Source organism: Pseudomonas sp. Pseusp11 (assembly GCF_047304405.1).
In the GTDB taxonomy this organism is placed as follows: Bacteria; Pseudomonadota; Gammaproteobacteria; order Pseudomonadales; family Pseudomonadaceae; genus Aquipseudomonas.
Genome location: NZ_JBGLZF010000045.1, coordinates 30,800 through 44,017, shown reverse-complemented (window position 1 = coordinate 44,017; position 13,218 = coordinate 30,800). Strand labels below are relative to the sequence as shown.

The following is a 13,218-nucleotide window of genomic DNA, read 5'->3' as shown; positions in this document are numbered from 1 at the left end:
GGGCCGCAGCGCAATACGGTACTGGGCGTCGCTCAGCTCATCATGTTTGGTGAGCTGGCGGTGAATCGGGCGCTGGACAGTCTTGAGCTGAAGGCTGACCCGGCCCTGTAACCTGAGGTCAAACGCTGACCCCTGTGGCGAGGGAGCTTGCTCCCGCTCGGCTGCGCAGCAGTCGTAAACCCTGTGCATGCGGTTTGCCAGACAAACCGTGATTGCGGATTTTGGGGCCGCTTCGCAGCCCAGCGGGAGCAAGCTCCCTCGCCACAGGAGGTGTGCCGGGATGCAGCGTAGGCAGATCCCCCCAAACAACAAAAAGCCCGCCACCCCCTTTCACCGGGATGGCGGGTTTTGTCGTTTCAGATCACACGGTATCCACCTTCAACGAATGGTCGTTCAACATGCCGTTGATAATGGTCGCGGTATCGTGACCACCGGCAATCACACCATTCGCTCCGGGGGTGACGCCGTAATGGCTGGCCAAATTCACCCCCGCCAGGTCGATGGTCTGGCTCGGCGTGGCGCCGGCCATGGCGCTGATGTCGATGCTGGTGACCAGGGTCGCGCCGCTGCCGGTGACTTTGAAGTGCAGGTAGTCATCCAGCGATGCGGCGGTGCCGTTCTCGCCTTGCAACAGTTGCGACAGGTCGAGTTTGTCGGTGCCCGGGGTGAAGTCGGTGATGACGTCGTGGCCGCTGTTGCCTTTAAGCCACTGGAAGGTGTCGGCACCGCTGCCGCCGGTGAGGGTGTTGTCGCCCAGGCCGCCGATCAGGAAGTCGTCGCCGCCCCCGCCGTTGAGCACATCGTTACCCAGACCGCCGTTGATGATGTTGCCGTTGTTGTCGCCCGTGAGGCTGTCGTTGAAGTTCGAGCCCGTGAGGTTTTCGATGCCGGTCAGGGTGTCGGTGCCTGCGCCAACGGTGTTTTGCGCGGTGAGCAGGCTGAGGTCGACAGTGACGCCGGCGGTGGCATGGGCGTAGCTCGCGGTGTCGCTGCCGGTGCCGCCGTCGAGCCAATCGTTGCCCGGCCCGCTGAACAGCAGATCGTTGCCGGCGCCGCCATGCATCTCGTTATTGCCTGAGCCTGCGGTGAGCACGTCGTTGCCGTCGCCAGCGTTGATGACGTTGTTGCCGGTTCCCGCGATCAACACGTCATCGCCCGAGGTGCCGGTCAGGGTGTGGCCAGCCTGATAGGTGATGTCGACTGCCGCGCTGTCGCTGCCGCCGTGGTTGTCGCTGGCGGTGTAGGTGCCGTGGAAGTCTGGCGTGGAGTCCTGGGCTCCGGCGTAGTTGACGGTCATGGTCAGTTGATAGTTTTCCGCCCCCTTCCCGCTGTTGCCAGGTCCCCCGTCGTCGATGTTGGTGATGTGGATCTGGTACGTGCCGTCCGCTGCGGCGGTGATGGTCTGGCCATCGGCGAGAGCAATGTAAGCGCCGCCATTGACCGAGTACTCCATGGTGATGTGGCCGGCCGCCAGGTTGTGGTCCAGGTTGAGAGTTTCGCCCTGTTTGAGGTTGACGGTGATGCGGTCCTCATCGTTGGTATTGTTGGTGCTGACCGACCCCAATGCCCCGCTGACCACCAGCATGGCGGTCATGGCGGCAGCGTTGGCGACGAATGCACTGCGGGCGATGGTCACGGCCTGGACGTTATTGCCGGTGAAACTGAAGCTCGAGTTGGTGCCGGTAAAGTCCGCCCCCCTGGCCGTCCAACCCGTGTTGAAGGTAGTCGGCGATGCCGTGAGCGCATCACCGTTGGGGTCGGTGTCGTTGGCCAATAGCAGCTCGCCCGGCACCACGATACTGCCCGACAGCACGTTGGTGATGATGTGATCATCGACCGCCACCGGTGGCGAATTCGGAATCACGTTGACTGTCAGGGTCGAGCTGGTGAGGTCGCCGTCGTTGTCGCTGGCGGTGAAGCCGATGTTTTCGGTGATCTGCACGGCCGTGGTTTTCTGCGAGGTGTAGGTGTACTCGCCAGTGTCGAGGTTCACCAGCAACGTGCCGCTGTTGTTGGTGGCGATGCTCAGGGTGTTGTCGGCGGTGTTGAAGGTGCCGTGGTTGGCGCCGCCGCTGAAGTTCAGCGAACCCTGATTGCTGTTGGCTTTCGGGTCGTAGGTATAGGTGGTGCCGTCGACCGTTAGAGTCTTGATGAATCCGCCATCGGCGCCGAACGTACCGCCCTCGCCCAGCAGCGACCCGGTGACCGGCGCGCCTTGCACGGTGCCCGAGAGGACCGAGTTGAGTTGGTTGAGGTCAGTCACCACCACAGCGTTGGTGTCGGTGTGCGTGCTGCCGTCATAGGCCACCGGATCGAGGCTGGCGTTATTGACGCCGCTGCCCAGGCCGATGGCGTAGTTCTTGATGCCATTGGCGTCGAGGAAGGCTTTGAGCGCGATCTCGTCCGCAGTGCCGATGTCGCCTTCGTTGGGTTTGCCATCGGAGAAGAAGTAGCCGACGTTCTGCGCCCCGATGAGTTTGCCCGAGGTGTCGAATGCGGTTTCCATGGTTGCCACGGCCGCGTCGTAGTTGGTGCCGCCGTCCGCCGTCAGCGTCGCGATGATCGACTTGGCCGTCGCCACATCGACCCACACCGAAGTCTGGTCCGTGGCGCTGCTGCTGAAGGTGACGATCTGCACCTTCACGTCGCCCAGGCTGTCGTACTTGTCGAGCAGTGCGCTGATCGCCTGCTTGGCCAGGTCCAGCCGCGACAGGCCCGATACGCCGGAGGGGTCGTCCATGCTCCCGGATACATCGATCACCAGCATCAGGTTGGAGTCGATCTGCACCGCTGGCACCGAACGGTCCGAGGCGACGGCGTGAGGCACGTCATCGACGATGCTGACCACAAGGGTGCCGGTGGTGCTGTTGCCCAGCGCATCGGTGGCTTTGTAGGTGAAGCTTTCGTTCAGGGTGTTCGCGCCGTCGTTGGCGTTGGGCGAAGTTTTCGGCGCCGAGGTCAAGGTGTACGTGTAGGAACCGTCAGGATTGAGCAGGATCTGCCCGTAGGTGCCGGTGGCGCTGCCGACCAGGGTGTAGGTGATCGCGCCAGTGGCGCCAGAGACCGAGCCTGCCAACGTACCGGAGCCGGTTTCACCGGTGTTGCCGGGCTCGCTGCCGGTGACGCTGCCCGCCGCCAGGTCCTGGCCGTCCTTGGTCAGATCCAACGCTTTTTCGTAGACGGTCACATCGGTATCGGTGGCGGCTACGAGGCAGTTGTTGGAGACGTCAACAGTGATCGTGGCGGTGCTTTCATCGCCGTCGGCATCGCGCACGGTGTAGGTGAAGGTGTCGGTGGCACCGGCTTCGCCGACCGAATTCGGGTTGCTGTGGTACACCGCATTGCCACTGGCATCCAGGGTCAGGTAGCCGTAGGTGCCGGTGATTTGCGTGTTCAAGCCACCGATGGCCGAGGTCGAGGTGTCGCTGCCAGCACGCACGCCGACCACTGCGCCACCCAAGGCAGGGCCATCAGCACCGAGCACATCGTTGTCCAGCACATTGCCGCTGACCGTGCCGCCCTCCACCACCGAAACCGAATCGCAATGGGCCGTCGGCACGTCATCGACGATGTTGATCACGATGGTACTGGTGACGCTGTTGCCCAGAGAATCGGTGGCCTGATAGGTGAAACTTTCGCTCAGGGTGTTCGGTCCGTCGTTGGCGTGCGGCGTGGTCGTGGGCGCAGAAATCAGGGTGTAAGTGTAGGAACCGTCCGGGTTGAGCAGGATTTGCCCATAGGTGCCGGTGGCGCTGCCGACCAGAGCGTAAGTGATTGCACCAGTGCCGCCCGTGATTGAACCGACCAACGTGCCCGAGGCAGTTTCACCGGTGTTGTCAGGCTCGCTGCCGATGACAGTGCCCGCCGCCAGGTCCTGGCCGTCCTTGGTCAGATCCAACGCCTTTTCGTAAACGGTCACGTCGTTATCGGGGGCCACCACGAGGGAACAGTTGGAGATGTCGATGGTGATGGTCGTGGTGCTTTCATCGCCGTCGCCATCGCGCACGGTGTAGGTGAACACGTCCGTGGCGCCCGGTTCACCGACCGAGTTCGGATTGCTGTGGTACACGGCGTTGCCGTTGGCATCCAGAGTGAGATAGCCGTAGGTGCCGTTGATGTGCGTATTCAAACCACCGATAGCCGAAGTCGAGGTATCGCCGCCGGCGCGCACGCCAACCACCGCGCCACCCAAGGCCGGGCCGTCAGCACCGAGCACATCATTGCCCAACACATTGCCGCTGACCGTGCCGCCTTCCGCCACTGAGACGACATCGGCATGAGCGGTTGGCACGTCATCGACGATGTTGATCACGATGCTGCCGGTGACGCTGTTGCCCAGAGAATCGGTGGCCTGATAGGTGAAGCTTTCGCTCAGGGTGTTCGCACCGTCGTTGGCGTGAGGGGTGGTCGTGGGGGGCGAGGTCAGGGTGTAGGTGTAGCTGCCGTCCGGGTTGAGCAGGATTTGCCCGTAGGTTCCGTTGGCGCTGCCGACCAGGCTGTACGTGATGGTGTCGCTGGTGCCGGTGACTGAGCCCACCAGCGTGCCCGAGGCGGTTTCGCCGGTGTTGCCAGGCTCGCTGCCGATGACCGTGCCCGCCGCCAGGTCCTGCCCGTCCTTGGTCAGGTCCAGCGCTTTTTCATTAACCGTCACATCGGTGTCGGTGGCAGCCACGAGGGTGCAGTTGGCCACGTCGATGGTAATGGTGGTGGTGCTTTCATCACCGTCGGCATCGCGCACGGTGTAAGTGAACACGTCGGTAGCACCAGGGCCGTTCACAGCATTTGGATTGCTGTGATAGACCGCATCGCCGTTGGCATCCAGGGTCAAGTAGCCATAGGTGCCGTTGATTTGACTGTTCAAGCCACCGATGGCTGAAGTCGAGGTGTCGCTGCCGGCGCGCACGCCGACCACCGCGCCACCGAGTGCCGGCCCGTCGGCGCCGCCGATATCGTTGCCCAGCACGTTGCCCGAGACCGTCGCGCCTTCGGCCACTGAGGCGTGATCAGGGTTGGCGGTGGGCAAGTCATCGACGATGTTGACGTTGATCTGGCCCAACGCCGTGCTGCCGTCGACGTCAGTGGCGACGACGTTGAGGTTCTCGGTGATGCTGTTGGTGCCGTCGGCGTTCGGGTGGGTTTCGTGATCCACCAGGGTGTAGCTGTAGCTGACCACGCCGGTCGCGCTGTCGTAACCGGTGACGGTCAGCGTGCTGCCAAGCGGAGTGACGATCGACTGCGGGACGCCTGCGGCCACGCCACCGGTGACCACCGCGATGCCGCCCACCGTCAGGGTTTGCAAACCGTCGAGCGCGGTGACGGTGAAGGTGCCGCTCTGGGTCAGCGCCGGTGTGTTGGGGCTGCTGCCGTCGCTGAGGTTTTTTTCGTAGACGGTCAGTTCGCCGCCGTTGACGTTCAGGCCATCGAGCGTCACCAGGTCGTCGTTGTTATGGATGTTCAGCACCAGCGTCGCGGTGCTGGTATCGCCATCGGCATCGGTAAGGGTGTAGACGAAATTTTCGGTGCCGCTGCCACCGCCGTGCAAGGCTTTGAAATCGGTATCGTTGGTGTTCAGGGTGTAGGTGTAGGTGCCGTTGGCATTGAGTACCAAGGTGCCGAACGTCCCGGTGAAAGTACCGCCGATGATCGGCCCGCTGTCGGGGCCGGTCGGAATGCGGTCGGCGCCCTGGACGTCATTGGGCAGCACGCTGCCGGTCAGGGTCAGCAGGGTTTCCGACGCAGCATGGGCATTGCTGTCGTCGATGGCCTTGGGCACATCGTCGGTGATATTGACGTCCAGCGAACCAGTCGCGGTATCGCCGTTGCTGTCGTTCGCAACCACAGTGAATTGTTCACTGAGATTGTTGGTGCCGTCACCGGCGGAATGGGTTTCGTTGCCGACCAGGGTGTAGCTGTAACTGACCACGCCGGTGGCCGGGTTGTAGCCGGTGATCGTCAGGGTGTTGCCCAGTTGAGTGGTGATCGACTGAGGAAAACCGATGGGCACCCCGCCACTGATCACGCTGATCCCACCGATGCTCAGGCTGCTCAGCCCGTCGGGCGCAGACACCGTGAACGTGCTGTGCTGAGTCAATGCCCCCGGGTTGCTGGCCGACCCGTCCGCCAGGTTGGCTTCATTGAGGGTCAGTTCACCGCCCGCCACCGACAGGCCGGTGAGGATGACCGGGTGATTCGGCACGTTCGCGGCAAACGGCGTAACGATGCCTTTATCGCCGTTGTCCGGTGCAGCGTCCCGGCGTTCCAGGGGAAATTCGGGAATACCGTTGAAGCCCGCGGTGGGGAAACCAATCGTGGGATCGACCCGCCCGCCCACTTCCTCCAACAGCACAAAACTGTGGCCACCACCCAGCGCACCACCGGGCGCGCCCGTTGCACCCGGTCCGGCGGCGGTGGCCTCAGCGGTCTGGGTCGGGTCGGCACCGGCGGCAATGGCTTTTTGCAGTTGCTCGACATCGGTCAGTTGCGCCTGGCTCGGCGTCACCGCATCGGCTGTCTCCACATGCGGCACCTGGTGCGCCAGCAACTGGGCATTCATTTGCAGGCTGCTGTCACGCCCCAGGGTCAGCTCCTGGCCATTTTGCAAATGCACCGCCACCGCCCCTTCGGCCCCGGTGACCAGCTGCTCGCCGGCAAACAGCCGATCGCCCTCGATCAGTGCCCGTCGAGTGCCATCACCCGCCACTGCATACACCTGACCGATGACCTTACTGACGATACCGATGAGCGTTGCCATGTGCATTCCTCCGCTGCCAACTGCTGTCGGCATCCTGTTTGCGCGAAGAAACGTGCTCATGGTTCAAGCAGGTTGCCCGAGACCCGTGTACCGGAAAGCGTTTACCTGAAGTAAACCGCTGCCTCCCGACACTCTCGCCAGGCGTGTCGCTTGCGAGGGGGGGGTCTTGGGATCGGGATAAAACCCTCTGCAATCAATGGCATCGGGACCCATTTCCAAAACGACCGGCCTGCAAACGCATGCGTAACGGTTTTGAATCACTCGAGCGACAAAAAAATGTCGCCTCTAAACCGTCTCGCTCTCCTCCCCTCCAGCACTTCTTCGCCCTATGTCGAAAAGTGAATGGAACTTTCCAAAACCCTGTTGATGCTCCAGAAGGCCAATAAAACAAAGGCTTTCGCATTGAACAATGTGCTGGATTTTTCAGGCCGCATAAGTTTTTTTTGGCATAGCCCTTATGAAAAATTTTTCTTAGCTACGCTTCAGGATGTTCTTAGCTCTGTTGTTACAGGCATGAAACGGTTTCATCTAAAAATATCGTCAAAAAAATGGCGACCGCTAAGCACCATCAGGAATCAGGGAGATGCACCCATGCGCGTTTTAACCCCCCTTTGCAGTGCGATTCTGCTGGCCATGGCCTGCGCTTCTCAGGCTCAGGCGATGTCATTGACCGAGGCGATCCAGAGCACCATTGCGACCCACCCGGAACTGGCGTCTCGGGTCGATGCCCGGCTCTCGGCCGACGAGCAGATTAAAGTCGCTAAAGGGGGCTTTTATCCATCGGTGGATTTGAACGCCGCCTACGGGCGCGGCTACAGCGATAACACCACCACCCGGTCGCGGGGCAATCACAACACCGAAATCCTCACCTACACCCAGTCGGAACTGCGCCTGCGGCAAATGCTGTTTGATGGTTTCAACACCGCCAACGAGGTCGCGCGCACCAAAGGCGTGTCCAACTCGCGGGCCTATTACGCTCAAGGCACCGCCCAGGACCTGGCCCTGCGCACCATCGAGGTGTACCTCGAAGTGCTCAAGCGCCGCGAACTGGTGACCCTGGCCAAGAACAATCTGCAAGCGCACATGCGGGTCAACGATCAGATCGGCCTGCGTACCCAGCGTGGGATCGGCAGCAACGCCGACGCCGACCAGTCCACCGCTCGCCGGGCACTGGCGCAAAACAACCTCGACACCGCCGAGGTCGATCTGGCCGATGCCGAAGCGAATTTCTACAGCGTTGTGGGGCGCATGCCCGATGAACTCGAAACACCGCCGTCGACCCGCGGCGAACTGCCCGCCACCCTGCCTGAAGCCCAGCAGAGCATGGTGGAAAACAACCCGTACCTGAAATCCGCCCAGGCTGACATCCAATCGGCCGAAAGCCAGTACGAAGTCGCCAAGTCGCCGTTCTACCCACGCTTCGACGCCGAAGCAGCGGTGGGCGCCAATAACAATGTGCAGGGCGATCAAGGCCACGACAACGAATGGCGAGTGGGCGTGGTGATGAACTACAACCTGTTCCGTGGCGGCAGCGACAAGGCCCGGCTGGCCTCCGATGCGCATCAGATCAACCAGGCGATGGACATCCGCAACAACGCATTGCGCCAGCTCAACGAGAACATCCACCTGGCCTGGAACGCCATGCAAAACGCCAAGAAACAAACCCCGACCGCCCGTGAATATGCCGAAACCACCACCCGTGTACGGGCGGCGTATCAGGATCAGTTCGGTCTCGGCCAACGGACTCTGCTCGACTTGCTCGACAGTGAAAACGAGCTCTACAACGCCAACCGCCGCTACACCGAAGTGCGCTACACCGAGGAGTTCTCGATGTACCGCGTGCTGGCGAACATGGGCCAGTTGTTGAGCAAGCAACGGGTGGTGCTGCCCGCCGATGCGATCGCCGCCACCGAAGTGAAAAACGAAGCGCGCTTGCCTGAACTCAAATGAAGTAACGCCGTGTAGGAGCGATCAATGTGACCAGCATGGAAACCGGCAACACGGGTGTCGATCCGCGTCTGAGCTTCGATGATCCGCTTCTGGACGGCCTGTTGATTCTCTGCAAACTCCACGGCGCGACGGTCAGTCGCGCCAGCCTGAGTGCCGGGCTGCCAATGGCACACCAACGCTTGAGCCTGGACCTGCTGCCGCGCGCAGCGGCCCGGGCCAGTTTGCAGGCGCGGGTGCTGCGCCGTGAACTGGCGGATATTTCCGCGCTCAACCTGCCGGTGATGTTGATCCTCAACCATGGCCGCTGCGCGGTCTTGCGCCGCTGGGGCGATGACGGTCAGGCGCTGATTCTGCCCAGCGAAGCCGACGGCGGAGAACAGTGGGTCAGCACGGACGAGCTGGCCGCCAGCTACAGCGGCCAGGCCTTGTTCGCCCGGCCACGGCATGAACTCGAAGACTTGCGCGCGCCGCTGGTGCCGCGGGTCGAGGCGTGGTTTCGCGACACGCTGAAGCTGTCGAAATGGCTGTACAGCGATGCGATTCTGGCAAGTTTCCTGATCAACCTGCTGGGCCTGATGGTGCCGCTGTTCGTGATGCAGACCTACGACCGAGTGGTGCCGAACCAGGCCACTTCAACCTTGTGGGTGCTGTCGATCGGCTTGCTGATCGGCACCGGTTTTGAGTTGGTGCTGCGGGTGGTTCGTGCGCACTTGCTGGACACTGCCGGGAAGAAAACCGACGTGATTCTTTCAGCGACCCTGTTCGAACGCATCACCGGCATGGCGATGAAAGCGCGACCCGCAACCATCGGTGGTTTCGCCCAAAGCATTCATGACTTCCAGGGCCTGCGGGAGTTTCTCACCGCCGTCACGCTGACCAGCCTGATCGACATGCCCTTCGCTGTGCTGATGCTGGTGGTGATCGGCCTGCTCGGCGGCTGGCTGGTGGTGATTCCACTGCTGGCCTTCCCCATCACGATTCTCTTCGCCATGGTGATTCAGGCGCTCCTGCGCGACACCGTGCAGAAGAGTCTGAGCCTCGGTGCCGAACGCCAGGCCCTGCTGATCGAAACCCTCGGCGGCCTGGAAACCCTCAAGGCCTGCAGCGCTGAAAGCGAGCGCCAGCACAAATGGGAAAGCACCCACGGCGCCCTCACCCGCCTCGACAGCCATGCGCGCAACCTCTCCGCGCTGGCCACCAACGGCACGCTGTTCATTCAGCAGTTTTCCGGCATGGCGACCATCGTCGCCGGGGTCTATAGCATCATCGCCGGCAACCTCAGCGTCGGTGCGCTGGTGGCAAGCTACATGCTCGGCAGCCGCGTGCTCGCGCCGCTGGGGCAGATCGCCGGGTTGATTACCCGTTACCAGCAAGCGCAACTGACCATGAAAAGCACCGATTCGCTGATGTCGTTGCCGCAAGAGCGCGACGCCAGGCAGCGGCCACTGGAGCGCACGCAACTGCAAGGCGCCCTAGACGTCTGCGGCGTAACGTTCCACTACAACGGCCAGAACGCGCCGGCCCTGGCCAACGTCAGCTTCAGCATGAAACCGGGCGAGCGGATCGGCATCATCGGCCGTAGCGGCTCGGGCAAAAGCACCTTGGCGCGGCTGGTGATGGGTTTCTACGCGCCGGAAGAAGGCCAGTTGCTGCTCGATGGCCTGGACCTGCGGCAACTGGACGTCGCCGACCTGCGTCAACAGATCGGCTACGTCGCTCACGACCTGCCCCTGCTGGCCGGCAGCCTGCGCGACAACCTGACCCTCGGCGCACGCTACATCAGCGATGCCCGGATGCTTGAAGTCGCTGAGTTGACCGGCGTGACTGAACTGGCGCGTCAGCATCCACAAGGGTTTGATCGGCCAGTGGGCGAGCGCGGTCAGTTGCTGTCGGGTGGGCAACGGCAAGCGGTGTTGCTGGCGCGGGCCTTGTTGCTCGATCCGCCAATCATGCTGCTCGACGAACCCACCAGCGCCATGGACAACAGCAGCGAAGACCTTCTACGGCAGAAACTCCATGGCTGGGTCCAGGGTAAAACCGTGCTGCTGGTCACCCACCGCAGCTCGATGCTCAGCCTGGTGGATCGGCTGGTGGTGCTGGACAACGGGCGGATCGTCGCCGATGGCCCGAAAGAAGCGGTGATCGATGCATTGCGCAAGGGCCGTGTCGGCTCTGCGACGGTTTAGGAGCGCCCACTCGATGCCAATACATACCTGTGGCGAGGGAGCTTGCTCCCGCTGGGTTGCGCAGCAGCCCCATTCACCTCGTTGTGTCAGCTGGACTTTTGCGACGGCTTCGCCGCCGAACGGGAGCAAGCTCCCTCGCCACAGTTTTTTGTTCGGCATTACTTCTCTTAACTGACGGGTATCGCCTCATGTCTGCTCAAACACCGGATTCAGCGGCCCGAAGCTACTTCGGCAGTTTCAGAAAAAGTGCCGAGAGCGAGTTCATGCCGGAAACCGCCGGCGCCTCGTTGCAGGATTCACCGCGCTGGTCGCGGATCACCGTGTGGCTGGCGGCGGCGCTGCTGATCACCGCGCTGGTCTGGGCCAAATTCGCGGTGTTGCAGGAAGTCACCATGGGCGAAGGCAAGGCGATTCCGTCGAGCAAGATTCAGGTGATCCAGAACCTGGAAGGCGGCATCGTCACCGAGATCTTCGTGCGTGAAGGGCAAATGGTGAACAAGGGCGACACCTTGCTGCGTCTGGATGACACGCGATTCCTGTCGAACAAGGGGGAAAGCGAAGCGGACCGCTATGCCTTGATCGCGCAAGTCGAACGGCTGTCCGCCGAAGCGGAAGGCCGGCCATTCACGCTGTCGCCGGAAGTGATCGCCAAAGCTCCGCAAGTGGCCGAGGACGAACGCTCGCTGTACGAACAACGCCAGCGCCGACTGGCCAGCGAACAGCGCACCTTGACCGAACAACTTCGGCAAAAAACCCAGGAGCTGGCGGAGTTCCGCTCCAAACAGGGGCAGTTCAGTTCCAGCCTGGCGCTGCTGCAACAAGAGATGAACATGTCGGCGCCGCTGGTGGGCACCGGGGCGGTGTCGCCGGTGGAAATCCTGCGGCTAAAACGCAGCGCGGTGGAAATCCGCGGCTCGCTGAATGCCACGACCCTGGCGATTCCCCGGGCGGAATCGGCGATCAATGAAATCAAAAGCAAGATCGACGAGTCCGAACAATCCTTCCGCTCGGACGCGGCGAAGGATCTGAATACGAAACGCACCGACCTGTCGAAAATCACCGCCACGAGCATTGCCATCGACGACCGGGTAACCCGCACCACCGTGGTGTCGCCGGTTCACGGCATCATCAAAGTACTGAAGGTTAATACCATCGGCGGCGTGGTCCAGCCGGGCAGCGACATGGTGGAAATCGTGCCCGTGGAGGACAACCTGCTGATCGAAGCCAAGGTCCGCCCTCAGGACGTGGCGTTCCTGCACCCGGGCCAGAAAGCCATGGTCAAGTTCAGCGCTTATGACTACACGATTTATGGCGGGTTGAGTGCCAGGCTTGAGTTGATCGGGGCTGACACCATCACCGATGACAAGGGCAACAGCTTTTATCTGATTCAGGTCAGGACCGACAAAAATCACTTGGGCGGGGATGTGAAACCGCTGCTGATCATTCCGGGGATGGTGGCGACGGTGGACATTATTACCGGGGAGAAAAGCGTGCTGGATTACCTGCTTAAACCGGTGTTGAAAGCACGGACTGAGGCGATGCGCGAGCGCTAAGTCTCACGCTGCCCCTGTGGCGAGGGGGCTTGTCGGAACGCCGCATCGCCCCGTTGGGTCGCGAAGCGGCCCCAAAACCATTCAACCCGGTTGTAACAGGTAAACCACGTTAGTCGGTTTTACGACTGCTTCGCAGCCGAACGGGGCGATGCGGCGTTCCGACAAGCCCCCTCGCCACAAGTCATCACCGGCCGTGATTCTTCTGATAGGTCTCCTCCCCCATCGCCGCAATCTGCCCCTCGATCAGCGCCTCGAACGGCTTTAATAACGGCTCGAAACTGCTCGGTGCTTCGAGGGTCTGCAACGCCTGCACAATCGCCTCCACCGTCGACAACGCCCCAGGCCCAGGTGCCTTGCGCAAGCGATAACGGGACACCCCGCCCTCGGCCAGGGTCACTCTGGGCAACGCCGCCAGCAATGGATTGAGGTGCAGCATCTTGCGCGCCTTGCGCCAGGTACCGTCCGGAACCACCAGCAGCAGCGGCTTATCACTCACGGTGTACGCCTGCATCGGCTGAGCATCTTCACCGGGAAACAACAGCCGCGCCTGATAACCCGGTTGATTCAACAATGCCGGCAAATCCTCAAACACCTCGCCCACGATCAACTCGGCATTCTTGAGTCCCAACGCAGCCAATCGTGCGGTGTTCAACGCATGGTTCACTTCACTCGGATGCTGCAACAGCAAAACCCGCGTGAGGCTATCCAGGCTCGGGATCAGTGGGCACAGACAATGAGTTTGCGGACGCAGACAGCGCGGACACTGGATTCTGGACAT

General features: G+C 61.8%; 6 protein-coding genes. 4 read left to right on the top strand and 2 right to left on the bottom strand.

What is annotated here, in order from left to right; genetic code table 11:
• Positions 1 to 111, top strand: a 111-nt coding sequence (locus ACCC96_RS25785; protein WP_413697284.1) for a DUF6124 family protein, incomplete at its 5' end; no start/stop codon positions are given.
• Between the two features lie 250 nt (positions 112 to 361).
• Here the strand turns inward: ACCC96_RS25785 and ACCC96_RS25780 are convergent.
• Positions 362 to 6,751: a retention module-containing protein gene (locus ACCC96_RS25780; RefSeq protein ID WP_413697283.1), complete on the bottom strand. Its 6,390-nt coding sequence runs from the start codon at positions 6,749 to 6,751 to the stop codon at positions 362 to 364.
• A 591-nt stretch (positions 6,752 to 7,342) separates the two neighbouring features.
• Here ACCC96_RS25780 and ACCC96_RS25775 point away from each other — a divergent pair.
• The 3 genes from ACCC96_RS25775 (at position 7,343) to ACCC96_RS25765 (ending at position 12,440) form a co-directional block, all read left to right on the top strand.
• The gene (locus tag ACCC96_RS25775) at positions 7,343 to 8,701 is read left to right on the top strand and encodes a TolC family outer membrane protein (protein WP_019580761.1); all 1,359 of its coding nucleotides are present in this window, start codon (positions 7,343 to 7,345) and stop codon (positions 8,699 to 8,701) included.
• A 26-nt stretch (positions 8,702 to 8,727) separates the two neighbouring features.
• A complete protein-coding gene (locus tag ACCC96_RS25770; protein WP_413697282.1) occupies positions 8,728 to 10,887 on the top strand; it encodes a type I secretion system permease/ATPase in 2,160 nt (719 codons plus the stop codon).
• Between the two features lie 188 nt (positions 10,888 to 11,075).
• Complete coding sequence (locus ACCC96_RS25765) at positions 11,076 to 12,440, top strand: HlyD family type I secretion periplasmic adaptor subunit (protein WP_413697281.1); 1,365 nt, start codon at positions 11,076 to 11,078, stop codon at positions 12,438 to 12,440.
• A gap of 184 nt (positions 12,441 to 12,624) precedes the next feature.
• Here the strand turns inward: ACCC96_RS25765 and ACCC96_RS25760 are convergent, their stop codons facing one another.
• A complete protein-coding gene (locus ACCC96_RS25760) occupies positions 12,625 to 13,218 on the bottom strand; it encodes a tRNA-uridine aminocarboxypropyltransferase (RefSeq protein ID WP_413697280.1) in 594 nt (197 codons plus the stop codon).

Bases quoted from the DNA above. Each gene is read 5' to 3' on its own strand.
- ACCC96_RS25760 (WP_413697280.1), bottom strand. From the start codon at position 13,218: ATGTCCAGAATCCAGTGTCCGCGCTGTCTGCGTCCGCAAACTCATTGT.
- ACCC96_RS25775 (WP_019580761.1), top strand. From the start codon at position 7,343: ATGCGCGTTTTAACCCCCCTTTGCAGTGCGATTCTGCTGGCCATGGCC.
- ACCC96_RS25780 (WP_413697283.1), bottom strand. From the start codon at position 6,751: ATGGCAACGCTCATCGGTATCGTCAGTAAGGTCATCGGTCAGGTGTAT.
- ACCC96_RS25765 (WP_413697281.1), top strand. From the start codon at position 11,076: ATGTCTGCTCAAACACCGGATTCAGCGGCCCGAAGCTACTTCGGCAGT.